General features: G+C 31.3%; 22 protein-coding genes. 12 read left to right on the top strand and 10 right to left on the bottom strand.

From position 1 onward, the window contains the following. Nucleotides 1-11 precede the first annotated feature (11 nt). The 5 genes from ACUN3A_RS18105 to recG all read right to left on the bottom strand — a co-directional run bounded on the left by ACUN3A_RS18105 (nucleotide 12) and on the right by recG (nucleotide 8,847). Complete coding sequence (locus tag ACUN3A_RS18105; protein ID WP_445552689.1) at nucleotides 12-1,322, bottom strand: TolC family protein; 1,311 nt, start codon at nucleotides 1,320-1,322, stop codon at nucleotides 12-14. Between the two features lie 72 nt (nucleotides 1,323-1,394). Further along, nucleotides 1,395-4,493: an efflux RND transporter permease subunit gene (locus tag ACUN3A_RS18110; RefSeq protein ID WP_445552690.1), complete on the bottom strand. Its 3,099-nt coding sequence runs from the start codon at nucleotides 4,491-4,493 to the stop codon at nucleotides 1,395-1,397. A 115-nt stretch (nucleotides 4,494-4,608) separates the two neighbouring features. Beyond that, nucleotides 4,609-5,667 (bottom strand): efflux RND transporter periplasmic adaptor subunit, encoded by a 1,059-nt coding sequence (locus tag ACUN3A_RS18115; RefSeq protein ID WP_445552691.1) that lies wholly within the window; start codon nucleotides 5,665-5,667, stop codon nucleotides 4,609-4,611. A 209-nt stretch (nucleotides 5,668-5,876) separates the two neighbouring features. Then, nucleotides 5,877-6,515: a MarC family protein gene (locus tag ACUN3A_RS18120; protein WP_445552692.1), complete on the bottom strand. Its 639-nt coding sequence runs from the start codon at nucleotides 6,513-6,515 to the stop codon at nucleotides 5,877-5,879. 223 nt (nucleotides 6,516-6,738) lie between these two features. Further along, complete coding sequence (gene recG / locus ACUN3A_RS18125; RefSeq protein WP_445552693.1) at nucleotides 6,739-8,847, bottom strand: ATP-dependent DNA helicase RecG; 2,109 nt, start codon at nucleotides 8,845-8,847, stop codon at nucleotides 6,739-6,741. A 178-nt stretch (nucleotides 8,848-9,025) separates the two neighbouring features. Here recG and ACUN3A_RS18130 point away from each other — a divergent pair, with 178 nt between their 5' ends. Beyond that, the gene (locus tag ACUN3A_RS18130; protein ID WP_445552694.1) at nucleotides 9,026-9,571 is read left to right on the top strand and encodes a DUF1697 domain-containing protein; all 546 of its coding nucleotides are present in this window, start codon (nucleotides 9,026-9,028) and stop codon (nucleotides 9,569-9,571) included. A 45-nt stretch (nucleotides 9,572-9,616) separates the two neighbouring features. Here the strand turns inward: ACUN3A_RS18130 and ACUN3A_RS18135 are convergent, their stop codons facing one another. Then, entirely contained in the window at nucleotides 9,617-10,354 is a 738-nt protein-coding gene (locus tag ACUN3A_RS18135; protein ID WP_445552695.1) for a Dph6-related ATP pyrophosphatase, read from the bottom strand. A 123-nt stretch (nucleotides 10,355-10,477) separates the two neighbouring features. Between ACUN3A_RS18135 and ACUN3A_RS18140 the strand changes: the two genes are divergently transcribed. From ACUN3A_RS18140 to ACUN3A_RS18155, 4 genes are all read left to right on the top strand, one after another. Next, on the top strand, nucleotides 10,478-12,541 hold the full coding sequence (locus ACUN3A_RS18140) for a M1 family metallopeptidase (RefSeq protein WP_445552696.1): 2,064 nt from the start codon (nucleotides 10,478-10,480) through the stop codon (nucleotides 12,539-12,541). Between the two features lie 24 nt (nucleotides 12,542-12,565). Continuing rightward, complete coding sequence (locus ACUN3A_RS18145) at nucleotides 12,566-12,970, top strand: hypothetical protein (protein ID WP_445552697.1); 405 nt, start codon at nucleotides 12,566-12,568, stop codon at nucleotides 12,968-12,970. A gap of 200 nt (nucleotides 12,971-13,170) precedes the next feature. Next, nucleotides 13,171-13,818 (top strand): HAD family hydrolase, encoded by a 648-nt coding sequence (locus ACUN3A_RS18150; protein ID WP_445552698.1) that lies wholly within the window; start codon nucleotides 13,171-13,173, stop codon nucleotides 13,816-13,818. 66 nt (nucleotides 13,819-13,884) lie between these two features. Next, nucleotides 13,885-14,784 (top strand): patatin-like phospholipase family protein, encoded by a 900-nt coding sequence (locus ACUN3A_RS18155; protein ID WP_445552699.1) that lies wholly within the window; start codon nucleotides 13,885-13,887, stop codon nucleotides 14,782-14,784. Nucleotides 14,785-15,081: 297 nt separating this feature from the next. On the opposite strand, the gene ACUN3A_RS18160 is transcribed toward ACUN3A_RS18155, so the two are convergent. Beyond that, a complete protein-coding gene (locus tag ACUN3A_RS18160; RefSeq protein ID WP_445552700.1) occupies nucleotides 15,082-15,603 on the bottom strand; it encodes a DUF7935 family protein in 522 nt (173 codons plus the stop codon). Between the two features lie 131 nt (nucleotides 15,604-15,734). On the opposite strand from ACUN3A_RS18160, the gene ACUN3A_RS18165 reads away from it, so the two are divergent. Beyond that, a complete protein-coding gene (locus tag ACUN3A_RS18165) occupies nucleotides 15,735-16,502 on the top strand; it encodes a sulfite exporter TauE/SafE family protein (protein WP_445552849.1) in 768 nt (255 codons plus the stop codon). A gap of 295 nt (nucleotides 16,503-16,797) precedes the next feature. Beyond that, nucleotides 16,798-19,248 carry an InlB B-repeat-containing protein gene (locus ACUN3A_RS18170; RefSeq protein ID WP_445552701.1) on the top strand — a complete coding sequence of 817 codons (2,451 nt, stop codon included), beginning with the start codon at nucleotides 16,798-16,800 and terminating at the stop codon, nucleotides 19,246-19,248. A 78-nt stretch (nucleotides 19,249-19,326) separates the two neighbouring features. Here the strand turns inward: ACUN3A_RS18170 and ACUN3A_RS18175 are convergent, their stop codons facing one another. Further along, nucleotides 19,327-19,809: a hypothetical protein gene (locus ACUN3A_RS18175; protein ID WP_445552702.1), complete on the bottom strand. Its 483-nt coding sequence runs from the start codon at nucleotides 19,807-19,809 to the stop codon at nucleotides 19,327-19,329. A 374-nt stretch (nucleotides 19,810-20,183) separates the two neighbouring features. Between ACUN3A_RS18175 and ACUN3A_RS18180 the strand changes: the two genes are divergently transcribed. After that, nucleotides 20,184-20,729, top strand: a complete 546-nt coding sequence (locus ACUN3A_RS18180; protein ID WP_445552703.1) for a hypothetical protein — start codon at nucleotides 20,184-20,186, stop codon at nucleotides 20,727-20,729. Here the strand turns inward: ACUN3A_RS18180 and ACUN3A_RS18185 are convergent. Together ACUN3A_RS18185 and ACUN3A_RS18190 are read right to left on the bottom strand one after the other, a co-directional pair. Continuing rightward, on the bottom strand, nucleotides 20,726-21,121 hold the full coding sequence (locus ACUN3A_RS18185) for a response regulator (RefSeq protein WP_445552704.1): 396 nt from the start codon (nucleotides 21,119-21,121) through the stop codon (nucleotides 20,726-20,728). The two genes, ACUN3A_RS18180 and ACUN3A_RS18185, sit on opposite strands and share 4 nt — an antisense overlap. Continuing rightward, nucleotides 21,118-23,961 carry a PAS domain S-box protein gene (locus tag ACUN3A_RS18190; protein WP_445552705.1) on the bottom strand — a complete coding sequence of 948 codons (2,844 nt, stop codon included), beginning with the start codon at nucleotides 23,959-23,961 and terminating at the stop codon, nucleotides 21,118-21,120. The genes ACUN3A_RS18185 and ACUN3A_RS18190 overlap by 4 nt, the downstream gene beginning before the upstream one ends. A gap of 246 nt (nucleotides 23,962-24,207) precedes the next feature. On the opposite strand from ACUN3A_RS18190, the gene ACUN3A_RS18195 reads away from it, so the two are divergent. From ACUN3A_RS18195 to ACUN3A_RS18210, 4 genes are read left to right on the top strand one after another with little or no spacing between them, the layout of a single operon-like run. Next, entirely contained in the window at nucleotides 24,208-24,360 is a 153-nt protein-coding gene (locus ACUN3A_RS18195) for a hypothetical protein (protein WP_445552706.1), read from the top strand. Nucleotides 24,361-24,372: 12 nt separating this feature from the next. After that, nucleotides 24,373-24,594: a hypothetical protein gene (locus ACUN3A_RS18200; protein WP_445552707.1), complete on the top strand. Its 222-nt coding sequence runs from the start codon at nucleotides 24,373-24,375 to the stop codon at nucleotides 24,592-24,594. 26 nt (nucleotides 24,595-24,620) lie between these two features. Beyond that, nucleotides 24,621-25,001 carry a YchJ family protein gene (locus ACUN3A_RS18205; RefSeq protein WP_445552708.1) on the top strand — a complete coding sequence of 127 codons (381 nt, stop codon included), beginning with the start codon at nucleotides 24,621-24,623 and terminating at the stop codon, nucleotides 24,999-25,001. Between the two features lie 23 nt (nucleotides 25,002-25,024). Beyond that, on the top strand, nucleotides 25,025-25,813 hold the full coding sequence (locus tag ACUN3A_RS18210) for an META domain-containing protein (protein WP_445552709.1): 789 nt from the start codon (nucleotides 25,025-25,027) through the stop codon (nucleotides 25,811-25,813). Nucleotides 25,814-25,886 lie beyond the last annotated feature (73 nt).

Genomic DNA, 25,886 nt, shown 5'->3' on the forward strand with positions numbered 1-25,886 from the left:
ACCAAAAATAATTAAAAATTAAGATTACCAGCTAACTCTCTCAAGGTTATTTCAGATAATTTGGCTTGAAACTGTGCGTTACTCAAACGAATTCTAGAATTAATATAGTTCAATTGTGCTGCTCTAAATTCAACAGAAGTAATAGTTCCAATTTTAAATTTATCAGCAGTAATTTGAATATTTTGCTTAGCAATTGCAGTATTATTTTCTTCTAAATCAATCAAATCTAAATTTGTCAAATACAGTTGAAAAGCAACAATTAAATTGCTTCTCAATTGAATTAACTGTTGATCAATTGCTAGTTTAGAATTGTCAATTTGCATTTTTGCAATTTTTTCACTTCTGTTTTGTGCATTTCCGTCAAATAAATTTAAAGACGCTGAAAAGCCATAATTCAAACCATGAGAAGAAGATTGAGATGTAAACCCAAGGCTTGATTGAGCATCACTGAAATTGTAACCTGTATTTAATTTAACGGTAGGATAGCGCTCGCCTTTGATTTGTTTTAATTCTAATTCGGATATTTTTTTATTAATTATTTGTATTAGCAATTCAGGATTTTGCTTTTCAGCAAGTATCATTAAAGCATCCAATTGTAATTTTCTATCCACTTCAATTTTATCAGAAACTACAAAATCAGTTTTTAAATCCCTAGCCATCAACTGATTCAAAAGTGTTTTTGCATTAGCATATACTTGCTTTTCTTTTACTAAATTACCAAGATCGGTATTCAAATCAACCTGAGCATTTAAGACATCGAGTTTTGAGTTTTTTCCAATAGTATAGCGATTTTGGATAAATTCAAGTCTTTTTTTGGAAATAACAATTGTCGAATCCAAATCAGCTAATTTTTGTTGTTCTTGTATCAAATCATAATACACCGTGTTTACGTTACTAACTTTATTAAGGATAGTCAATTTCAACTGTGTATCACTCATATTTTGAAATTCTTTTAGTTGATCGTATTTAGCAAACATTTTCATTCCATCAAAAATGGTCCAATCCAAAGAAACACCATAATTCAAACTATTATTTTTGGCATTGTCTAATGAGGTCGATGTTCCGTCTTGACGTGTTTGAGAAGAATTTTGAATACTATTATTATCTACAATAGAAGCTGTTGCACTTGGAAGCATTCCTGCATTTCCAATAGCTACATTTGTTTCCTCTATTTTTAAATTGTTTTTAGCAATTTTAATTTCAAAATTATTTTCTAAAGCAATTTTTATTGCATCTTCAAGAGTTAGCACTTCTTGCGCGCTAGTTTTTGCGATACAAAACAAAAATAAAACTAGACTTTTTATTATATTTTTAGTTTTCATACATTGAATTATTGGTTGTCAATTCTTTACAGAGTAATTCACAACTTAAGTAGTTATTTCAAAATTAAGAATCTACGATTTACTGTCTCTTTCATATTCTTCAATATGATCAAATTCAGGATAATGTTTACGTGCTTTTGACCACATTAAATAAATAGCAGGAATTACAAAAAGAGTTAAAACCAAAGAGAAAATAGTTCCTCCCACAATTACAACTCCCATACCAATTCTACTGGTAGAAGCTGCTCCAAGTGACATTGCAATTGGCAATGCTCCCAAAGCAATAGCTAAACTTGTCATCAAAATCGGACGTAAACGCGCTTCTGATGCTTCTAAAATTGCTTCTAATTTTGGTTTTCCCTGCTCTCGCAATTGATTCGCAAATTCGACTATCAAAATTCCATTCTTGGTTACCAAACCAATAAGCATTACGGTTCCAATTTGGCTAAAAATATTCCAAGTTTGGTTGAATAACCAAAGTGAGAATAAAGCTCCTGCTACCGCCATTGGCACTGTTAAAATGATAATAAATGGATCAATAAAACTTTCAAATTGAGCGGCAAGGATCAAGAAAATTAATAACAAAGCTAATCCAAAAGCGAAAGAAGTATTCGAACTACTTTCGACAAAATCTCGTGATTCCCCGCCCAAATCTGTGGTAAAAGAATCGTCAAGTACTTTGGCTTTAATTTCGTTCATTGCATCAATACCATCACTAATACTTTTGCCCGGAGCTAAACCTGCAGAAACCGTTGCCGACATATAACGGTTGTTATGATACAATTGAGGAGGATTACTTTGCTCTTCTATTTTTACAACGTTATCCATCTGAATTAATTCCCCCCTTTTGTTTTTGACAAACATCGAAGTTAAATCCAACGGTTTTGATCGGTCTCTTTGATTAAATTGCCCAATAACCTGATATTGTTTTCCGTTTTTAATGAAATAACCAAAACGTTGACCACTTAAAGAAAGCTGTAATGTTTGTGCAATATCCATGATCGAAATTCCAAGACTTTCGGCTTTTGCACGATCAATACTAACATTGATTTCGGGTTTATTAAACTTCAAGTTCACATCGGTAATTGAGAAAACATCGCTTTTACCAACTTCATCCATAAATACTGGAATTTTTTCACGAAGTTTTTCAAACGTTGGAGCTTGAATAATATACTGAATAGGTAAGCCACCACGTCTATTTACAGCAATTGTAGCTTGTTGCAATACCGATGTTTTAGCATCTGGATATTTTTTTGTCAATTTTGATAATTTATCAGCAATATCTTTTTGAGATTTTTTTCTTTCGTCAAGTCCTTTTAATGAAAGTCTGATGAAACCAGAATTTGTTGCCGAACCTCCAGAACCTCCAGCGGTAATTACTAAACTTATTTTTTTCTCAGGAATAGAATCATCAACTAATTTTGATATTTCCTGCATAAAACGGTTGGTGTATTCATATGAAGAACCTTCTGGAGTGGTCATACGCATCGTTACCGAACCACGGTCATCATATGGAGCAGTTTCTTTTGGAAGTATGGTAAAAAACAAATAAATCAACCCAAAACAAGCAATTAAAATTGGAAAACTAATCCATTTTTTGTGCATGAATTTTTCTAATGCTTCTGCATAACCGCTATTTAATTTTACAAAAAATGGTTCGGTTTTGATATAAAACTTAGATTTTTTCTGTTCACCGCCTTTCATTAAATAGGCATTTAACATCGGAGTTAAAGTCAAGGATACAAAAGCTGAAATTAATACCGCTGCTCCAATTACAACACCAAACTCCCGGAAGAGTCGCCCCACAAAACCTTCTAAGAAAATTACAGGTAAAAATACTGCTGCAAGTGTTACTGAGATTGAGATTACAGCATAAAAAATTTCGTTTGATCCTTTGATAGCCGCTTCGATTGGCGTCATGCCTTCTTCTACTTTTTTAAAGATATTTTCAGTAACCACAATACCATCATCTACCACCAAACCAGTAGCGAGAACAATAGCAAGAAGCGTTAATACATTAATCGAAAATCCAAAAAGCCACATGATGAAAAAAGTAGCAATTAAGGAAACAGGAATATCAATTAGAGGTCTGAAAGCAATTGCCCAATCTCTAAAAAACAAATAAATAATAATAATTACTAAAATAATAGAAATCCCTAATGTTTCTGCTACTTCAAGAACCGATTTCTTTACGAAAATAGTATTATCTAAAGCAATATTAAGTTTAATATCTTTCGGTAAGTCCTTTTTTAAAGCCTCATATTTTTTGTAAAATTCTTTTGAAATATCTAAATAATTCGCTCCAGGCATTGGCACAATAGCTAAACCAATCATTGGAAGTCCTGACGATGTCAATGAAGTTTCGATGTTTTCAGGACCTAATTCGGCACCACCAACATCACTTAAACGAACAATTTTATCTCCGTCTGTACGAATGATAATATTATTAAACTCTTCTGGTTTAGAAAGGTTTCCGATTGTTTTTACAGTCAATTCTGTATTATTTCCAGTTAATTTTCCAGATGGTAATTCAACATTTTGAGCATTCAAGGCATCTCTAACATCCGAAACAGTACAGTTATAAGCATTTAATTTTATTGGATCAATCCACAAACGCATGGCATAGCGTTTTTGTCCCCAAATTTGAACACCACTTACACCAGGAATAGTTTCTAATCGCTGTGAAATAACATTTTCTGCATAATCACTTAATTCTAAAGAGCTTCTGGTGTCACTCTGAACTGTCATAGAAATAATAGATTCACTATCCGCATCAGCTTTAGAAACTACAGGTGGTGCATCAATATCCTGTGGCAAACTTCTAACAGCTTGCGAAACTTTATCACGAACATCATTCGCAGCTTCTTCTAAGTTTTTATCTAAATTAAATTCGATTGTAATAGTGCTGCTTCCCTGATTACTAGATGAAGTTATATTTCTAATTCCGTCAATAGCGTTTACTGCTTTTTCAAGAGGCTCAGTAATTTGAGATTCAATAATATCAGCATTGGCACCTGTATAATTCGTTCTAATAGAAACTTGTGCCGGATCAATTGAAGGAAATTCTCTAACACCTAGAAAAGTGTATCCGAGAAAACCGAATAATATAATTAAAAGATTGAGTACTATTGTTAAAACAGGTCTCCTTATACTTGTAGTTGATAAACTCATTGAGATTGCAGATTTTAGATTACTTCATCAGTTCGCCCTATGGGCTCGTGTGTAGACTTTTGATTTTAGATTTCTTACTATTTAATACTTTAATCTTTGTACTTTAAAATAAAATCTATTTTACTTTTACCTTTATGGGGGCTTCATCTTTTAAAGACATTACTCCACTTGTGATCAAAGTATCTCCAGCTTTTAACCCTGAAAGAATCAAGATAGAAGCATCTGTTCTAGTACTAGCATCTACCATTATTTGTTTGGCTTTGCCCATATTTGAAATAAAAACTTTTTTACCTTCTTGTACAGGTACAATTGCTTCTGAAGGAATTACAATGGCATCTTTAATGATAGTTAAAGGTAATTTTACATCTGCAAAAGTTCCTGGGAAAAGGTTACCATCTATATTATCAGCAATAGCCCGAATTTGTAAAGTACGGGTAGCCACTTCAACTTCTGGTTGAATAGCATATATTTTTGCGGTATAGATTTTATCAGATTCTGAAACTGTAAAATCAATTGTAGAACCAGATCTTACTTGAGAAGCATATTTTTCAGGAATAGAAAAAGTAATTTTTAATTTTCCCGAATTAACTAATTTTGCTACTAAAATTGTTGGAGTTATATAAGTTCCTGGAGAAATAGAACGCAATCCAATTTTTCCTGAAAACGGAGCGCGAACAGATGTTTTTGAAATTTGTGCTCTTATTAACTGGCTTTGAGCTTGTGCTGATTTATAATCGGCTCTTGCAATATCATATTCTTCCTGACTAATAGCTTCTTTTTGTAATAATAATTTAGCTCTTCTTTCATTTTCAGCAGCTAAACCTTCTTTAGTAGTTGCCTGAGTCAATTGAGCTCTTAATTCTATATCATTTACTTTAAATAATAGTTGCCCTTTTGCTACATTGCTACCTTCTTTAAAATAAATTCCCTCAACTATCCCTGAAACTTCACTATGAATTTCTATTTGTTCATTGGCTTCGATAGAACCTGAAAGTGATAGATTATTATCAAAAGTTTTAGGATGAATTACAATTCCTGTAACAGTGATTGGTTTATCTTTTTCGTCCTTTCCTTTCGAATCATTTTTTTTGGCATTATTAGAAGTAACTCTGTAGCCTATAAATCCAACAAATCCTAGTAATAATAAGGCGTAGACAATGTTTTTAATTTTCATGTTTTAGGGTTATAAGTGAAGTTGAAAAATTTCTTTGGTTAAGAAGAACAAATTTAAGTTTTAGATGTGTTAAAATTCTAAGTGTTAATTTTTATTTAACGTTTGTACATACAAGTATTAATATTTAGCCAAAAAAGATTTAGCTTGACAATTAAGACTTTTAAAATTAAAGAAGGTTTAATTAGAAAATTAAAAATTTCTTTTTAAAATTATTTTAGAGATAGGAGTGACTGTAATCCTTCCCAAATAATTTGCAATCCAACGCATAGTACAATAAATGCACTCAATCTATTTACAATTTGTTGTCCTCTTTCTCCAATTTTTTCTAATATAATATGTGTATTCGCAATACAAATATAAATTACAAAAATCATAGCTGTTATCCCAACTAGTAATGCACTTGTATTCCATATATATTGCTCAATATTTTTAAAAGAATTTGAAGCACTGAGCGTCAATAGTACTGAAATCGTTCCCGCTCCACAAGTCATAGGAAATGAAATAGGATAAAATAGTGATTTTTCTATTTTTGAAAATTTATCTTCTGGTTGAATTGCTTTGTCTGAAGTGGCAGTATCCGATTTTAATAAATTCCAACCCATACTGCAAATCGTTAAACCACCACCAACTTGAACTATTGGTAATGAAAGACCAAATAATTTTAAAATCCAACTGCCAATAATTACAGATATAATACAAATGCAAAAACAATAAAAAGATATTTTTTTGGCTACAGCAATCCGTTCTTTTCGATTTAATTTTCCCAACATAGGATCTATAATAAAAGAAGTTCCAACGGGATTAACAGGTGGAAAGAGCGTTACAAAGGCAACAAATGCTACATGCATAAAAGTTATAACAGTACCCATAAAATAAAAAGATAACCCGGATTAATAATTAAGCTTTTATCGAAAAAACATAGGACTTAAATATAAGAATTTTATTGTGATTGTTTATTTAAAATTACAATTAACAATTTTTAAGTTTTTAACTTATAAATTCATTTTAAAACTGGAAAGATAGTTTGAAGTATATTTTTTAATAACCCAATGAAATCTGGAATTATAAATGCTAACTTATATAATTCCAAATATTTTTCTTTTTGGTTAATTCTATGAAAACTGCTTTTAGGATAGCATTTTCTGGTTTCTCCAAAGGACCATCCTCTTTTAAGATTTTAATGGCATAGTTTCGTGCTAAAAGCAAAATATCCTTATCACGAACAATATCAGCAATTTGAAGATTTAGAACACCACTTTGTTGCGTTCCCATTAAATCGCCTGGACCACGGAGTTTTAAATCGACTTCGGCAATTTCGAAACCATCATTAGTACTCACCATCGTTTCCATACGTGTTTTACTGTCACTCGATAATTTAAAAGAAGTCATCAAAATGCAATAACTTTGATCAGCTCCACGACCCACACGTCCTCGTAACTGATGCAGTTGGGATAATCCAAAACGTTCAGCACTTTCAATAATCATTACACTCGCATTGGGAACATTTACACCCACTTCGATAACGGTTGTAGCGACCATAATGTTTGTTTTTCCTTCCGAAAAACGTTTCATTTCAGCATCTTTTTCGGCTGGTTTCATTTTTCCGTGAAGAATAGAAACAGCATATTGTGGAAGCGGAAAATCACGAGAAATACTCTCATAACCGTCCATTAAATCTTTGTAATCCATTTTTTCAGATTCCTGAATCAAAGGGTAAACTATATATATCTGACGTCCTAAAGCAATTTCATCCCTAATAAATTTCCAAACTTTTAGTCGATTACTATCAAAACGATGTACAGTCTGAATAGGTTTTCGTCCTGGAGGCAATTCATCAATAACTGAAATATCAAGATCTCCATACAAACTCATCGCCAAAGTTCTAGGAATAGGAGTAGCAGTCATTACCAAAATATGTGGCGGAATTGCATTCTTTTTCCATAATTTAGAACGTTGCTCTACGCCAAAACGATGCTGTTCATCAATAACCGCTAATCCTAAATTTTTAAATTTTACTTTGTCTTCTAATAAAGCGTGGGTACCGATAAGTATTTGTAAAGAACCATTTTCGAGTTCTTCATGTATGATTCTTCTACTTGCGATTTTGGCTGAACCTGTAAGTATTTTTATATTGATATTTAAAGACTTAGCTAATTCTGACAAACCTATAAAATGTTGATTTGCTAAAATTTCTGTTGGAGCCATCAAACAAGCCTGAAAGCCATTATCCATTGCCAGAAGCATACTCATAAAAGCTACAATAGTCTTTCCTGAACCAACGTCACCTTGTAATAATCGATTCATTTGAGCATTGCTGCCCATATCGGTTCTGATTTCTTTAATAACTCTTTTTTGAGCATTTGTTAATTCAAAAGGGAGATAATTTTGGTAAAATTCATTAAAAAATGCGCCCACTTTAGAAAATGGATGACCTTTTATTTTATGTTTCTGAATCAAATTCTTCGTTATCAATTGCAATTGAATAAAGAATAATTCTTCAAACTTTAATCTGAATTGAGCTTTCGCTAAAATCTCGGTACTTTTAGGAAAATGAATATTGAATAAAGCAGCGTTTTTGGGTATTAACTGTAATTCATTTGTTAAATAAGAAGGTAAAATTTCTGTAAATAATGCTTGCGTTTCCATGAATAATTGCTGCATCATTTTATTTACCACACGATTTGTAATTCCCCGATTTGTTAACGTTTCCGTCGAAGGATAAACCGGTTGCATTGCCGAACGCAAGCTTTTTTGGTGTTCAGTCAATAATTCAATTTCGGGATGTGCCATACTGTATTGGCTTCCATATTGTGCACATTTTCCAAAAACAACACACACTTCGTTGATTTTCAAACTTTCTTTAATCCATTTATGACCCTGAAACCAATTAAGATCTATTTGTCCTGTATCGTCTACAAATGTGGCTACTAATCGCTTTTGGTTTTTACCAAATTCAACAGTCTTAATGTTAATGATTTTTCCAATAATCTGAACTTCGGCAATATTATTTTGCAGCTCATTAATTTTGTAATAGCGTGTACGATCGATGTATCGGTTCGGAAAAAAATTAACCAAATCTCCATATTTAAAAATCCCCAATTCCTTACGTAGCAATGCACCACGAGTGGGACCAACGCCTTTAAGATATTCTATGGGAGTTTCTAGGAGATTATTGGACATTTTAGATTGTAGAATTTAGATTGTAGAATTTAGATTTTTTAGAGTCTATACTCTTTGTTCTATATTCTTTACTCTTTTTAAGAAAGCGAAGATAGTTTTTTGTTAGGAAATTTGGAAATAGTATTGTTTAGGAAATTCTTATAATTCACTTTACCTTAGCAAAACAAAATTTTAGCAAATGACAACTCATATAGCACTTCTTCGTGGCATCAATGTTTCTGGACATAACATGATGAAAATGGATATTTTGAAAACTACTTTAGAAAACATTGGTTATAAGAATGTGATAACTTATATTCAATCAGGAAATGTTTTTGTGGATACAGATGAAGAAAATCCTGCGTCAGTTGGTTTCAAAATAAAACAGGAAATTTTCAAAGCTTTTGGACATGAAGTCCCTGTGGTAGTTATTGGAAAAACTGATTTAGAAAACTGTTTAAAAAACAATCTTTTTTTGAAAGAAAAAGAAGTAGACACCAAGAAATTATATGTGGCCTTCGTTTCGATACCACTGCGAAGCGACAGTATTAATGATTTAAAAATGAGCCAGGTTAAACCCGATGAAGCCTATATCGACGAAAGCAGAATCTACATCAAATATTCTGTTGGCGCAGGAAAAACAAGATTTGACCAGAAATATATCGAGAAAAAATTAAATGTCACGGCAACAATTCGAAATTGGAATACCGTGACACAGTTGTTGAAAATGTATGAGGAGAGATAAATTAAAAAAGCTCTCCGATTGCTGAAATTATGTTTTTTTAGATCTTTATTTTGTTACCAAATCACAATACCAAAATCCGTAATCAAAAGCATCCGAAGCTGAAGTGTCACAAGCGGTATCTGAAGCATCTTTTTCCTTTGGTTTTTCATATTTACGATAAACTACTTCACCAACTTCAAATGAAATTGGCTTGCTAAAAATAGGTCCGTCAAAAGTAAAAGTATGAAATTCTCCGTTTTCACCACAAACATCTACATTTTCAGGTAAATCATTAATGAAATTTTGGTCAATGACGCGTCCCACAAAACTTTTGTCTAGAAAACGTTCGTTCACACAAACGACAATCGTCTTGAATCCTAGTTCAATAAACTCCTGAATCAAATCGGGAGTAGGAATTTTCCAAAGTGGAAATACACCTTCAAAACCTATTTCTGCCAATTTATCTTCTCTGTATTTTCTTAAATCTTCCAAGAAAATATCTCCAAAAATAGAATGAGTAACACCTTGTTCCTTTAATTTTGAAAGTGTTGTTTGCATTACTGCTTCATAAACTTCCATCGTTGGCATTTCGGGAATTTGCATAATTTCGAGTGGAAAACCAATGCTTTGTGCCTGCTGTTCCAATAATTCGACTCTAACTCCATGCATAGAAATACGCTGAAACTGTTGATTTACACTCGTTAATAAACAACTAATTTCATATTCATCATTCTGCAATGTTTTGTATAATGCTAAAGCAGAATCTTTTCCGCTGCTCCAATTAAATAAGGCTTTTTTCTTCAATTTTTCTTTATAATTTATTTCGGAAGTAAACTTACAAATTATGTTCGATTTGTTACTCAAACCTTTGTAACTTTGAATAACTTGCACAAAAATGCACGACGAATTCCATAAATTCATACTAGAATGAAATACCTTTTTCTGATTCTTTCCACATTTGTATTCGCACAACAAACCAAATCGGTTGATTTTAAAACCGCTAATGGCAACATTTCTATTAATCCTGATGATAAAAGTATTTCAGGAACGGTTACTTATACTTTTGAAGTTTTAAAACCCATAGACACCATCAAAATTGATGCACAAAACATGACGTTTACGGCATTGGAATTAAACGAGAAAAAAATACCATTTAAAACCAATGGAAAAGAGTTATTAATAATTCATCCATTCGAAAAAGGCAAAAATTCTGTTCAGTTTTCATACGAAGCAAAACCAAAACAGACGCTATATTTTGTTGGTTCTGAAGCCACAAATAATTTACAAATTTGGACACAAGGACAAGGCAAGTACACCAGTCATTGGTTTCCTAGTTTTGATGATGTTAATGAAAAAGTAATTTTTAATATGGATATTACTTTTGATTCTAAGTATGAAGTAGTTTCAAACGGAGTTTTAAAGCATAAAATTGCTGATAAAAATAATATCCATTGGAGTTATCAAATGCAAAAACCAATGAGTTCGTATTTATTAATGGTTGCTATTGGTGATTTTAAAACACACACATTAAATACAAAATCAGGAATATCATTGGAATTATACATAAATCCAAAAGATGTTGGTAAACAAGAACCTACTTACCGTTATTCTAAAGAAATATTTGATTATTTGGAAAGGGAAATAGGAGTGAAGTACCCTTGGAAAATCTATCGTCAAGTCCCTGTGAGCGAATTTCTGTATGCGGGTATGGAAAATACAAGTGCTACATTATTTGCAACGCGTTATGTAGTAGATTCCATAGGATTTGAAGATCGAAGTTATACCAATGTTAATGCGCATGAACTTGCACACCAATGGTTTGGTGATTTAGTCACTGCTCAAAGCGGAAAAGATCATTGGCTACAGGAAGGATTTGCAACTTATTATGCTTTGCTTGCAGAACGTTCTATTTATGGTGATGATTATTTTTATTCCAAATTATACGAATCGTCATTACAACTTAAGCAAGCATCTAAAACGGATACTATTCCAGTGCTAAATGCCAAAGCAAGTTCTTTATCATTTTATCAAAAAGGAGCTTGGGCATTGCATGTATTGAGAGAAGGAATAGGAGAAGAGACTTTTAGAAAAGCTGTAAAAAATTACCTTTTGAAATATCCCTTTCAAAACGTTACTACACAAAATTTCTTTGATGAAATTAAAAAAGTATCTGACTATGATTTAGTTAATTTTAGCAAAGTGTGGCTTGAAACAGCAGGTTTTAATAATAACATTGCCAATCAATTACTGATTAAAAACAATGCCATGAAAGTTCAACTAGAAGTTGCCGAACTAAGAAGCAAACCATTGGTTGATAAATATTCATTTTTTGAAAAAACATTGCAATCAGAGGTGTATTCTTCGGTTAAAGCGTCTATTGTCGGTCAACTTTTTAATGAAAAATTTGAAGCTAAAAAACAATTATTACATTTGGCTTTGCAAACCCAAAATATTCAGGTAAGACAAGCAGTAGCCAGCAAACTCCAAAAAATACCCGAAGAATTCAAATCCGAATATGAAACCTTACTCGATGACAAATCCTATCAAACCCAAGAAATGGCACTCTATTATTTATGGAATAATTTCCCAAATAAAAGAAATGACTATTTATTAAAAACAAAAGATTGGATTGGGTTCAACGATTTCAATTTGCGAATCCTGTGGTTATCCTTAGCGGTTTCTACACCTGAATTTGTAGCCAATAAAGAAACTTATATTCAGGAATTAGTTGACTATTCTTCACCCAAATATGAAGCAACAACTAGGCAAAACGCTTTGGAATATTTATTGAATTTCAATATCATTAACGAAGAAATTTTAAAGAATTTGGTCAATGCAACTACGCATCACATGTGGCAATTTTCTAAATTTGGAAGAGATAATATTCGTGTTTTAATAAAAAATCCTGAAATCAAAAATACTTTCAAAACAATTGTACCTAATTTGAATGAAAAGGAACAATTTCAATTGGATCGATTACTGAAGGAATAATTTTTAAAATAACATTGAAAAAAAATGAAAAAAGCAATTTTAATCCTAGCAATCATTCTATCATCTTGCACAAAGCATAATGCATTTGAAGAATACCTTGTAAATGATAAAGACAATAGCTTTTGGGTAGAAAAGATGATGGATTCTACAGGTGAATATAAATATTACAGTAGACAATCCGTTTTTTTGACAGATAAAACATTAAAAAGTTTGTGTTCCTTTAAAGAAGATGTGATAGGTTCTCCTCAATTAATACTTATTGAAGGTGGAGATATAGAAAAATGGAGTTTTAATGAAAAAGAAAACACCTTAACCACCTCATATCTAACAACATTTAAGATTAAAAAATATTCAAAAGATACTATTTTTATGAAACTAACAACAGCAAAAAAAGAACATTTTATACTGATTAGAAAAAGAATTAAGTAAAATCAGATGGTGCCAGTATAAACAAATTTCCCTGTTGAACAATAGCTTGGCCTAGCAAACCTTGCCCTAAACTATGAAACACAAGCTATCAAACTAAAAAGTAACTTGTAAAAAAGTTATTTTTGTATATTTTTAAATAATTGCTTAAAAACAAAACACGAATAAAAAGACGACTTCAAAACTTATCCCTTAAAATAAAAATGAAATACAAAGCCATTATTTTTGACTTAGATGGAACCCTAATAAACTCCCTAGAAGACATTGCTGATGCGATGAACAAAGTCCTTACAGACAAGAATTATCCAACACACTCCTACGAAAGTTATAATTATTTTATAGGGAATGGGCTTCGCAAATTGGTTTCAAGAGCCTTGCCTGAATCTAATAAAAATGAAAGCGAAATTGATCGTTGTTACGAAGCTATGATGACAATTTATGGAGAAAATTGTATCAAAAAAACCAAACCTTATGACGGAATTCAAGCACTTTTAGACGAACTGGGTTCTCTAAATATTCCCATTAGTGTTTTGTCAAATAAGTCAGATGTATTGACTAAAAGGATTACTCAAGCGATATTTCCAGACAGTTTTGAGCCCGTGATTGGTCTAACTTCAGAAGAATTTAAAAAGCCAAATCCTTTTACAGCTATTCAAATAAGCAAACAATTAAATTGTACACCTTCGGAGATTATTTTTGTTGGAGACAGCGGTATTGATATGCAAACTGCAACCCAAGCCGGAATGCATGCTGTTGGTGTTTCGTGGGGATATCGAACAAAAGACGAATTACTTTCAGAGGGAGCAAAGCTTCTCTTGAATCAACCATCCGATTTAATGGAGCTTTTTTAAGATTTCAAGATTTTCAACAAACTCCTTAAAAACTTAGTATCTTAGAACCTTAGCAATTATAATACTATGCGAGCATTAGTCATTTCTGGTGGAGGAAGTAAAGGCGCATTTGCTGGAGGCGTTGCTCAATACCTGATAGAAAACAAAGGTTATAAATATGATTTGTTTATCGGAACTTCTACAGGAAGCCTGCTAATTTCGCATCTTGCTTTAGGTAAAATCGATAAAATACGCTCGATTTATACCAATGTCGATATGAATCAGATATTTGACATTAATCCTTTTGTTGTTAAAAAGAAAAACGGGAGAAATTTCGTAACCATCAATCATTTCAATGTTTTTTTGCAATTATTGAGAGGAAAACGAACCTTTGGAGAAAGTAGAAAACTACAGCAATTCATCAAATCTAATCTAACAATTGCTGAATTTGAACACCTGAAGTCCTTACCTACAGATATTATAGTAACAGTCACCAATATTACCAAAAACGAAGCCGAATATAAATCTATTAAAGACTGCACTTATGCAGAATTTTGCGATTGGATTTGGATTTCCAGCAACTATATTCCTTTCATGAGTATTGTAAAAAAGCAGGGCTGCGAATACGGCGATGGCGGATTTTCTAACTTGGTTCCCATTAGAGAAGCTATCCTTAGAGGTGCCACCGAAATTGATGTAATTATTCTAGAAACCGAAATAGCTACATCCAAAGCCGCTTTAGGAAATAATCCCTTTTCGCTGATGATTAGTTTGTTTCTTTTTTCCCTAGACCAAATTGGAAAACACGATATTTCTATCGGGAAGCTGACCGCAAAAAACCATAATGTAAAACTTAATTTATACAACACTCCAACCAAATTGACCAATAATGCGCTTATTTTCAATAAACAACAAATGAAAAAATGGTGGAAAAACGGTTTCAATTATGCCAAAAACAAAAGTGAAAACATGAGTGAAATCAGATAATTCAAACTTTTTTTTTGATTAGGAGCACAACTTTCATTTTCATAAAAAAAATCCACCTGCTCTCCGTTATATCTCTTGCATTTGCTATCGCAATACAAGAGGATGCCACTTCGATCAGGGCTAAAGAGATAACCTTAGTTTTTCATAACTAACATAAGTACAGTCTGCACGGTTGAATACAAAAAAGAAACCGCAAATTCGCAAATTATACACTTAAAAATATATAATAATTTGCGAATTTGCGGTAAATATTTTTAAACCTTGGATTATAATTTTGAATTTAATTCATTCAAAAAACTACCACATCTGACTCACTTCTCTTTTAATATATCCTAAAGCAGCATTACTAGGAGTTTGTTTTTCAAGTAAATCATTTAGCAATGTTTCTCTCAATTGGTCAGCATTAACAATATCTGGACTTAAAGCTGCTTTTCTAATCATCTGACTTGTAGCATTTTTAGCAGTTGCAATAATTGTCCAACATTCTTCGGTCATGTAGATTTGCTGTGCTAAATTGTGTTCAAATTCTTGGTCAATTTGAGCAATAACAAAATTAGCATAATCATTTTTATCTGGTGAAATTGGAGAAATTCTAATCAATAAATTAGAAAGACTAATGCGTTCCAAAAATAAAGTCATACGCTCGTATGCTTGTAAACGCAAAGGTAAAGCGCTTTTTTGAGTCTCTTTACTCAATAAGTAACGACGTCTACCTTCCTCGTTTTTGGTGTGTAAATTGAAAAAGTAATAAGCAACCATTCCGGTAATAATTGCAGGTAAAGTATAACTTAATAATTCTAGCATTTTTGAAATATCCATTTTGTTTTTATTTTAAAAAAAGCAAAAATAATCTTTTTGAAATGAAAACAATGGCAAAATTACCTCCAAAAACAAAAAGAGGATTGTATTTTTGCACATTCAAAATTGAAATCCCAAATAGCACAAACCAAATGGAAAACTACATTATCATCTTACTTTGTTTGGCTGCTTTTTTTGCGGGATTTGTAGATGCCATTGTAGGTGGCGGCGGATTGATACAAACACCTATGGGATTAATTCTATTACCTAATTTTCCAGTGTCTACCGTTATAGGAACCTTAAAAGTTCCTGCCTTTAGTGGAACTACATTTGCAGCTTATCAATATGTTAGAAAAGTCAATATTAATTGGAGGATCCTAAGTATCATGATGGTTTTAGCATTTCCATCTGCATTTTTAGGCTCCACTTTATTGACTTATGTTAGTAATGATTTTATGAAACCATTATTACTGGTAGTATTATCATTATTAGCAATTTACACTTATGCAAAGAAGAATTTTGGTCAACATCAAGAAAAAAATATTTCACCTAGAACTCAAATTTTCAACGCATTGATAATTAGTTTTGTGGTAGGTTTTTATGACGGATTCATTGGGCCTGGTACGGGAAGTTTTCTTGTTGTTGCTTTCATCGCCTTAATGGGATTTGACTTTTTACATGCTTCAGCCAATGCCAAAATGGTAAATCTTGCTACTAATTTTGGCTCGATTTGTTTATTTATTCTTAAAGGTAAAATCATTTGGGCTATTGCATTGCGAATGGCAGCCAGCAATGCTTTAGGTGGTTTTTTAGGTGCAAAACTAGCCATCAATCGTGGTAATACCTTTATTCGAATCTTCTTTTTAATCGTCGTTATCGGTACTTTGATACGATTTGCTTACGATGTTTTTTACAAATAGTAAATTTTTATTTCTTTTACTTTAATTCCTTTTTTAGCCTTAGTCTCACAGTATTTCTCTGAATGTTATCGATTACATTTTTTCGGCTTAAGCATCAGTTTTACTGGAATTACGAATAATATAATTATATAAAGTGTAATTTTTACATGTTTTTTGTAATTATTTAATGCAATTTTTAGTATTTTATTTGTTTATTAATAATAAAATTATATTTTTGTGTAATCGATTACACATTTTAAATTATATAAAATTGTGTTTTCTATTAAACTAAACCAACCAATAAAAACCAAACCAAATGAAAAAAAAATTACACCATTTATTTAGGGCATTGCTATTTCTTCCGCTTTGTATGTTTTCCCAAATCTATGTTTCTCCAACAGGAGTTTCTACAAATGACGGATCTATTGCAAATCCAACAACTTTATTAAACGCTATTAATACAATAACTCCAGGACAAACAATTTATATGCGTGGTGGAGTTTATTCGGTCGCTTCTACCATTTTAATTGCGAGAGCAAATAGTGGAACGGCAGGAAATCTAAAAAGAATAGAAGCTTATACTGGAGAAAGTCCAATTGTCGATTTTTCGGCTCAAACAGAACTTCCTGCTAATAGAGGTTTTATTTTAGATGGATATTATTGGTACTTTAAAGGAATAAGAATTAGAAATTCAGGAGATAATGGAATGCTTCTTTCAGGAAGTAATAACACTATTGACAATTGCGTTTTTGAAAAAAATAGAGATACAGGGCTTCAAATGAGCAGATATGATGTCAATGCTACATCAATCAGTCAATGGCCTTCGAATAATTTAATTTTAAATTCGGAATCATTTGATAATAAGGATGTGTTAGCTGAAAATGCGGATGGTTTTGCAGCAAAATTGACTTGTGGTACAGGTAATATCTTTCGTGGCTGTATTTCCCATAACAATAGTGATGATGGTTGGGATTTGTATACTAAAACAGAAACAGGACCTATTGGAGTTATATTATTTGAAAACTGTGTAGCATACAATAATGGTACATTAACAGACGGCTCAACAACAGCTACTGGAGACAAAAATGGTTTTAAATTAGGAGGAGAAGGAATTCCTGTAAACCACATTTTAAGACGTTGTGTTGCTTTTGGAAATGGTCACCACGGTTTTACCGATAATAATAATTTAGGCTCCATCGAAATGTCTAATAACACATCTGTTAATAATGCCGATAGTAATTATAGCTTCCGTACAGGTGGAACACATCAATTTAGAAATAACGTTTCGTATAATTCGGTTAATAGTGATAAAAATGCAGGTACCGATGTGAGTTTTTCAAATGTATGGTGGATAAGTAAAAAAAGTAATAATGGTAGAATTCCTGCTATTGTTTCTAGTGCAGCTGATTTTGTCTCTTTGACTGTTCCTGCTGTAATTAAAAATGCTGATGGAAGCCCTAATTTAGGTACTTTTGCAACACTAAATACTAATAGTGATTTTATTGATGCGGGTGTTACTGCAACTGGAATAAGCTTTAGCGGAACAGCCCCTGATTTAGGAGCCAGAGAAACTGGACCAGTACAGACAACAGATTTTGTTCTTACTACTGCTGCAAGTCCTGTATTAGGAGGAACAATTACAAGTAATCCCAATAACGCAACTTATAATGCTGGTACAGTGGTAACTCTTACAGCAATACCAGCTACAGATTATGCTTTTGTTTCTTGGAGTAATGGAGCTACTACTGCAACAACTACAGTTACAATGGATGCTAATAAAACGATTACAGCCAATTTTAAAAGTACACTTCCCGCAGCTTATATTTTAACAACAACTGCAAGTCCTTCTAATGGAGGAACAATTTCCATAAATCCAAGTAAGGCTACGTATACAGAAGGAGAAATAGTAACGCTAACTGCTACTCCAGCCTCTGGATATGTGTTTACTAAATGGAGCAATGAAATTACGACTGCTACAACAACAATCACAATGAATAGTGACAAGACTGTAAGTGCAATATTTAGTTTGCCTGTAACAGGAACTCAAACTTTAAGAATAGAAGATTCAGCTACATTTACAGCAGGTTATTGTGGTTTTGATGGAGCTATATCCTCGAATACAGGTGCAAATAACGGTTCAGTTACAAACCTTTCGAATAGCGCAGCAAAAGGAGTAAACTATACGATAAAAGTTCCTACCGCAGGCGTTTATAGTATTGTGTTTAGATATGTAAATAGTAGCTCTAGCAATGCAACTACAGCAAAACTTATCATAAACGGTGCAAATGCAATTCCTGCTTTTTCTTTTCCTAAAACAGCAAATTCAACTACTTTTACTACAACCGCTGCTGAAAATATAACTTTGGTTCAAGGAGTAAATACAATTCGATTAGAAACGACTGTTGCTTCTGCGTTTGCAGATATTGACTGGGTAGAAATAACAGGAGAAGCTCCTGCTGCAGAGTCTTGTACTAGTCAAGCAAAATCATTGGGAACAAATGATTTTGAAAAACTATTATTCGAAGCATATGTTTCACCAAATCCAGTTGTTGAAAACATTAATTTAATTGTAAATTCTTCTCAAGTACAAGATGCTAACATCGTATTATCAAATGTAAACGGACAGATTTTGTTCTCAAAACAACAACAATTAAATACAGGAATAAATACTATTTCAATAAATAAAAGTACAGTCGCAAAGGGTTTTTATATTCTGAAAGTTGATGCAGAAGGAATAAACAAATCAATAAAAGTAATTGTAAAATAATAGAACAAGACCGCTTTTTAATAGCAAAAACCACTTCTTGAAACGGAAGTGGTTTTTTTATATATTTTTATTGGTAGATTATTTAGCTACACAATCTACAGTTGTGAATTTATATTTCACTTTTTCAAAATCTATAGGTTTGTCTTTGGCAAAATAAGATCTTCCTAAATAAGTTTCTATTTTTCCACTACCTAAAATAAGTTCGTTCCCTTTTTTTAGAAATGCCATCGGATTTTTGAATGTTACTTTATCATTAGTCCCTTGTATAAAGGAGTAGTCAGCAAACAATGTATCGCCATGGAATTCTCCAGCGATTTCTCCAACTTTTTCTGGCGAGTCAGCAATTTTCATTATCATATCTCCAGTTATTTTTCCGCTTTTTAATGTGTTGATTGTCAGATTAATTGTGTCATTTTCATACAATGCTTTGTAGCACGCTGTGCTTATCGGTTTTTCAGCTTGAGCCTTAGCCGCTTCAGCATCTTTTGAGTTTTGATCATTTTTACAACTTTCGAATCCAATGCAAGTCAACAGCAAACAAAACAGACCTAGGTTTTTCATAGTAATACATATTTAGTTAATAATTGTGGCAATAGCCATTGCTAATTTACGAATTAATTCAATATTTTTCATCTTATTAAACGATGTGTATGGATTTACTAGAGGTTGCCTGAGGGATGGAAGCTAATATAATTTAGCCAATGGATTAATTGATCAAATGATTGCTGATTTTTGATTAGCGATTTTTGATTTCAGATGTAAAAGTCATGCCTTGTAAAATCAACAATCTTATATTTAGCAACACAAATCTGAAATCAACAATCGTTAATCATCAATCTAAAATATCTTAACTTAATGGCACGCCCAAATGAAACTAATTCTGGTTCTTTGAAAATGTTTTGACATATACTATTGTTTGTACTTATCTTTGCAATATGGAAAAATTGTTTCGTCCGAGTCCAAAATCTTTTAAAAATACGTTTTGTATTTTTCATGAAGTGCTGCCCGAAAAGATAGCGGGAATGAAGGTTCAATACGATAGTCAATCTGGTAGTAAATATTTTTATACTAAAGACGGAATGTATCGATTGTCGAATCATTGGGGACGTTTGGCCAATAGCAAATGGCGTCTAGAACAAATGGAACCTGAAACAGAATCGAAATTTAAAATTGGTTTTGCCTCTTGGAATGAGTTTTATTCTGATAATGCAGAGGAAGAGTTGTATTATTTGGAGGCCGATTTCACAAAAAGAAAGGTAAATTATCAGCATCGGAATAATCCTGAATATAGTGGGAAAGCTATACTCAGGACTAGTTTTGAAACTGGAAAAAAAATTAAGCAAATTAGAAATTTATTTGAACTTACGTCATGGGCAAAGTATTTTGATTATGATGATATTGATGAACTTCGCAAGAAAATCATTGATCAATTAATTTTTACAAATAGAACGTTGGAAGAAATAAAAAGAGAACTTGATTAATTGTTTCCTGTAATTCTTTTTAAATCGTCATTATTAAGTGGCTTTACTAAATAATCAACTATTTCCGTATAATGTTTTGCTTTGTTTTTGTCTTCTACAGAAATTGAAGAACTTACTATGTATATTTGAATTCTTTCATCAATTTTATCTTTTAAAAGTACCATTTCATCCATAAATTCCCAACCGTCCATGATTGGCATATTGATATCTAAAAGTATTATATTAGGAAGATCTTTTTTTTCTTCTAACATTATTTTGAATTCATCAATAGCGTCTTTTCCGTTTTTGAAACTCAAAACATTCAACAATAATTCTGATTTTTTAATCATTTTATTGACAATAATTTGATAGATCGGATCATCATCAATTGCCCATATTATTATTTGCTTCATAAAATTTCTATTTTAAAGATTGTTCCTTGATTTTCCTCACTTTGAACAGTAATTGTTCCTCCCATTGCTTCAATTTGATTTTTTGTGATAAATAATCCAACTCCTTTTGATCTTTTATCATTAGTAAAAGTTTTGTACAAGCCGAAAATTTTATTTCCGTATTTCTCCAAATCAATACCTATACCGTTATCTGAAATTTTGAGAATATTTTTATTCTTTTTTGGTATCCATTCTAAATGAATATTAGGTTTCCTTTCTGAATGACTAAAGCGAATTGCATTTGAAATTAGGTTATACAAAATACTTTCTAGATAGGCCGGATTGTAATTAATTACTAAGTCCTTGGGGATTAAATTAGTAATTATAACCTCTTTCGATAGAATTTGTTTAGAAAAAACTTTCATGACATTATCTATACACTCACTTAAATTTAATGATTCTGTTGCAAGATTTATATTCGTACGTATATTAATCACTTCATTTAAATGAACCATTGTTTCGTTAAGCAAATCAGATACAGAAACTAATAAATCCATTAATTGTTTTTTTTCCTGCTCTGTTTCGGCATCTTTAATTAAAGATACAATCGAAGCAATATTACTAGTATGCGATCTCAAATTGTGTGAGATTATATAAGAGAAATTTAAAAGCCTTTCATTTTGTTTGGATACCAAACTGAATGAGTTATTCAAATCGTTTTCTATATTTTTAGATTTGGTTATATCAATCATTATTCCATGAAGACTTACTGCTTTTCCATTTTGAAAAACAACATTCACCATATCTCTCATCCAAATTACAGAGCCATCTTTGCAAATCATTCTATATTCAAAATCATGATTAGCAAGATCTTTACTTTTTGTTGTACAATATTCTAAAGCCCATGCTTTATCTTCTGGATGAATATGATTTTGCCAAAAATTAGGATCACTTAGCCATTCTTCAGAGGTGTAACCTAGAATTTCCTCAACTTTTTTACTAACAAAAGTAAACGAAAAGGTTTCAATAGAGCATTCCCAAACAATCCCGTCAATTGTATTGATAAGAGATTCTACTTTTTCCTGAGATGCCATAATTAATTTTTCGTGTTTTTTTCTAAAAGTAATGTCTTCAGTAGAAATAATCATTCGATCCATTGTTTTTTCATGACCTTTTATAGCATTCCATCTAAAATGAATATCTATCGATTCACCATTACTATTCTTGATTTTAGAATCGTAGGCCAACTGATCATTATTTTGGGTTATTGCCAATAATTGATTTTGAAAATTTTTTAAAGTGGTTTCATCAAGTACTTGTTCTAAATTACTAGCTAATATTTGCTTTGATTTTATATTAAGTAGCTCTAAACATTTATAATTTACACCAATGATTTTTACAAGTGTAAAACATTTATTTACAACTTCTGGATGATCTTCAAAATAGCCGGATACAAAAGTTTGGTCTTTATTAATTAAATTCAAATCATTAAGGTAATTTTTTACCAAAGACAAATCAACTTCCCATAACGGTATAGGAGAGTTTTTAAATAGACTTTTAAATTGTTTTTCACTATCTCTAAGATCATCCTGAATTTGCTTTTGAAGAGTTATATCCTCTATAATTGCAATGTTAGTATTTAAGTTTTCATTTACGGTATAAAGTGAGGAAACGATTAAATTTGCCCAGACAGTTTTTCCAGTTTTGGTTATGTATCGTTTTTTTAAATTATAATCCGCTTTCTTTTCATTGTTTAATTCATTAGTTACAGATTCACTAACTATCAAATCTTTAGGATGTGTTATTGAATGATAATTTTTCAATTTCATTTCTTGTTCAGTATACCCAATTAAGTCACAAAATTTATTATTAATCTCTATAAAATCTCCTGTATCATTTTTCACCAATGCAATTCCAACTGGAGCTTGATCAAAAATGGTTTTAAACTTCATTTCACTATTTAAAAGCATTGCTTCCTGAATGTCTAATAATTGTTGCAATCGTTTTGGTCTATTTAATATAATTGTTAATAGAATACCAAATAATATTGCCAAAGTAAAACCCAAAATAGAAGGAAGATAAAGAACTGAATAATTATTATTTGTTTTTTTATTAATTAAATATAATTTCCAATTGCCTTCTGGAATTCTTGTAGAAATTTGTTCATTTTTATTGATATTACTCGATATTGGAAGAAAAAAATCCTCTTTGAATGTATTTGGATTTATTTTTGAAAATTGAAAATAGTATTTATTAGTGTCAATTGTTTTAACACCAGATATTCTTAATAGAGTATCCAATTTTATAACAACAGCAGAAAAACCCCAGAATTTATTTTTTTTAAAAATCGGCAATCTTCCAACAATTCCAATACCTCCCTGTTTTAAATGTAAAGGACCTGCAAAATACATTTTTTTGGTTTTGATAGATTTTAAAGCTTCTTTTTTTAAATGGGCAGAATTTAAAATATTCAGATTTAATGCAAATTCATTCTCCTTTAAAGGGTAAATGTATTTAATTATTCCATCTGGCACCAACTGAACGGCATTGATGCATTTATTTGAATTTAAAAGTTGTGAACTTATAGATTCAAAATTTTCTGGAATACCATTATCATTAATTGTTAATGCAAGTGTAAGGGTGGTAGCGTTACAGTTTTTAAGATTTTGATCAATATTTTGATGCAAATTCTCAAGTGTAGTTTGCATCTCAGAATTCATATTTTTATTAATAATTTGAATTCGTTGGTAAATCATAAACGAGACACCCATACTTAAAATTAAAAAAAAAAGAAATCCTGTAGCTCTGGGTCTGTCCAAAAACCATTGAAAATAATTAGACGACCTATTTTTGTATTTCATATTTTTTATAACTGTAATAAAAGATTTTAATCCTATGTAAGCTCAGAATTTTCAATCATAAATATACTATTTATAATATTTAAAAGAAATAAAAAGGTCGTAATTTTGATTATAAACTCGTATAAAATGTTTTGTCTCTTAAAATAAAATAACCAACATTTCAATAATAAAGTCGAAATTTGCAATTAATAAGAAGTTTTAATTTTTATTAATTAAACAGAAAGTACTGAGTAATACATAAATGCCATGAGCAGAAATAACGAAGGGAATATCAAAAAACACAACGACAAACTGCATAAAGCTCAGAATAAAGCCAAAAAAGCAGAAATGGATCGTAAAGAAAAATTGAAACAAATTACTAAAAAATTCAATGAAGATAAAGCTTCAAAGAATGACTAATTATTTTTTATAATGGATGCAACTAAATTTGACGAATTAAAAAGCGGAGTTCAAGAAATCATTGATTTGATTGCTAATAAAAATGCAAAAGACGCTAATAATAAACTAGTAGAAGTTAGCGAAGAATTAGATGAACTTTTGGATCATACTGATGAAGATGAAGAACTAAGAGAGATTAGTAAATTTCAGGTTTTATTGAATCAATTGCAACAGAAAATTATTTCACTTCAGTAAAATTTCAATCTTAATTTTAAAGAATTATGGCTTCTGAAAATTGCTACTGTGGTTCCTCTAAATCTTTCGATTCGTGCTGTAATCTTTATATCAGTAGAATCGAAAAAGCACCAACTGCTTTAGCTTTAATGAAATCCAGGTATTCTGCTTATGCTACTCATCAAGCAGATTATCTACTAGCAACTACACACAGTTCTGAAAGAAAATATTATTCTCGTGAAGAAATTTTGAAATGGGCTACCGCCAATAAATGGCAAAAACTGGAAATTATTTCGGCCACAGAAAATACAGTCGAGTTTAAAGCGTATTTTATTGATGAAAATAATGTGAATCAAGTACATTATGAATTTTCAACTTTTAAAAAGGAAAATGACAGTTGGTTTTATGTGGATGGAAAATTTGAATAATTTAAGGTTTTAAATCAAAAATCATGAAGAAATGGATTCAATTATTACCAATCGTTTTACTTATTATTGGCTGTAAAAGTGCGACAACACCACCCAGTGAACCTGTAGAAAAAGATCCAACTTTTGCCTACAAACAGCAAATGGAGAATTTAGAGAAAGGTATTTATTTCAGGGGGAATGGAAACGAACCAGATTGGAATTTAAAAATATCTGAGAAATCCATTGACTTTACTTCTTTAATACCTGGTTTTGAAACATTGTCAGGCAATCATGTAGAGCCAATTCGAGCCATGGACGCTAATGTCAAAATGTATAGAGTCCCAACAGTTGCAGGAATGATGATTATCCAAATTATGCAACAAGAATGTACCAATACAATGTCTGGCGATAAATCCTCTTATTCAGTTCGAATTGAAATCGTAAAAGATAACAAATCAACATTTTTAAGCGGTTGCGGAAATTATATTACTGATCCCCGTTTGCACGATATTTGGGTTCTAGAAAAAATAAATGGAGAAAATGTTTCTGTAGCAAATTTTACCAAAGAATTACCCAATCTTGAAATCAACAGTACTACCAATACATTCATGGGATTTGCTGGTTGCAATAGAATAGGAGGGAGTGTTTTTTTTGAAAGAGGATTACTTCGGTTTATTAATATCACAAGTACCGAAATGGCTTGTGGAGCAAATAATAAAGAAAATGAATTCCTAAAAACTTTGCAAAGCACAACTACTTACAAAGTTGAAAATTTACGATTGACACTTATAAATCAATCGGGTAATGAATTGGTTTTCAAAAAAGTAGACTAACTATTATAAACTATAAATTTAATAGTTGATTTTAACTCCCTAAATTTCATAATACCTAATTAAAGCCTTTTAA

This window comes from Flavobacterium sp. WC2509 (genome assembly GCF_052683105.1).

What these genes read in the sequence shown, in the direction of transcription:
- ACUN3A_RS18105 (WP_445552689.1), bottom strand. Translation starts at nt 1,322, where the DNA reads ATGAAAACTAAAAATATAATAAAAAGTCTAGTTTTATTTTTGTTTTGT.
- ACUN3A_RS18110 (WP_445552690.1), bottom strand. Translation starts at nt 4,493, where the DNA reads ATGAGTTTATCAACTACAAGTATAAGGAGACCTGTTTTAACAATAGTA.
- ACUN3A_RS18115 (WP_445552691.1), bottom strand. Translation starts at nt 5,667, where the DNA reads ATGAAAATTAAAAACATTGTCTACGCCTTATTATTACTAGGATTTGTT.
- ACUN3A_RS18120 (WP_445552692.1), bottom strand. Translation starts at nt 6,515, where the DNA reads ATGCATGTAGCATTTGTTGCCTTTGTAACGCTCTTTCCACCTGTTAAT.
- recG (WP_445552693.1), bottom strand. Translation starts at nt 8,847, where the DNA reads ATGTCCAATAATCTCCTAGAAACTCCCATAGAATATCTTAAAGGCGTT.
- ACUN3A_RS18130 (WP_445552694.1), top strand. Translation starts at nt 9,026, where the DNA reads ATGACAACTCATATAGCACTTCTTCGTGGCATCAATGTTTCTGGACAT.
- ACUN3A_RS18140 (WP_445552696.1), top strand. Translation starts at nt 10,478, where the DNA reads ATGAAATACCTTTTTCTGATTCTTTCCACATTTGTATTCGCACAACAA.
- ACUN3A_RS18145 (WP_445552697.1), top strand. Translation starts at nt 12,566, where the DNA reads ATGAAAAAAGCAATTTTAATCCTAGCAATCATTCTATCATCTTGCACA.
- ACUN3A_RS18150 (WP_445552698.1), top strand. Translation starts at nt 13,171, where the DNA reads ATGAAATACAAAGCCATTATTTTTGACTTAGATGGAACCCTAATAAAC.
- ACUN3A_RS18155 (WP_445552699.1), top strand. Translation starts at nt 13,885, where the DNA reads ATGCGAGCATTAGTCATTTCTGGTGGAGGAAGTAAAGGCGCATTTGCT.
- ACUN3A_RS18160 (WP_445552700.1), bottom strand. Translation starts at nt 15,603, where the DNA reads ATGGATATTTCAAAAATGCTAGAATTATTAAGTTATACTTTACCTGCA.
- ACUN3A_RS18165 (WP_445552849.1), top strand. Translation starts at nt 15,735, where the DNA reads ATGGAAAACTACATTATCATCTTACTTTGTTTGGCTGCTTTTTTTGCG.
- ACUN3A_RS18170 (WP_445552701.1), top strand. Translation starts at nt 16,798, where the DNA reads ATGAAAAAAAAATTACACCATTTATTTAGGGCATTGCTATTTCTTCCG.
- ACUN3A_RS18175 (WP_445552702.1), bottom strand. Translation starts at nt 19,809, where the DNA reads ATGAAAAACCTAGGTCTGTTTTGTTTGCTGTTGACTTGCATTGGATTC.
- ACUN3A_RS18180 (WP_445552703.1), top strand. Translation starts at nt 20,184, where the DNA reads ATGGAAAAATTGTTTCGTCCGAGTCCAAAATCTTTTAAAAATACGTTT.
- ACUN3A_RS18185 (WP_445552704.1), bottom strand. Translation starts at nt 21,121, where the DNA reads ATGAAGCAAATAATAATATGGGCAATTGATGATGATCCGATCTATCAA.
- ACUN3A_RS18190 (WP_445552705.1), bottom strand. Translation starts at nt 23,961, where the DNA reads ATGAAATACAAAAATAGGTCGTCTAATTATTTTCAATGGTTTTTGGAC.
- ACUN3A_RS18195 (WP_445552706.1), top strand. Translation starts at nt 24,208, where the DNA reads ATGAGCAGAAATAACGAAGGGAATATCAAAAAACACAACGACAAACTG.
- ACUN3A_RS18200 (WP_445552707.1), top strand. Translation starts at nt 24,373, where the DNA reads ATGGATGCAACTAAATTTGACGAATTAAAAAGCGGAGTTCAAGAAATC.
- ACUN3A_RS18205 (WP_445552708.1), top strand. Translation starts at nt 24,621, where the DNA reads ATGGCTTCTGAAAATTGCTACTGTGGTTCCTCTAAATCTTTCGATTCG.
- ACUN3A_RS18210 (WP_445552709.1), top strand. Translation starts at nt 25,025, where the DNA reads ATGAAGAAATGGATTCAATTATTACCAATCGTTTTACTTATTATTGGC.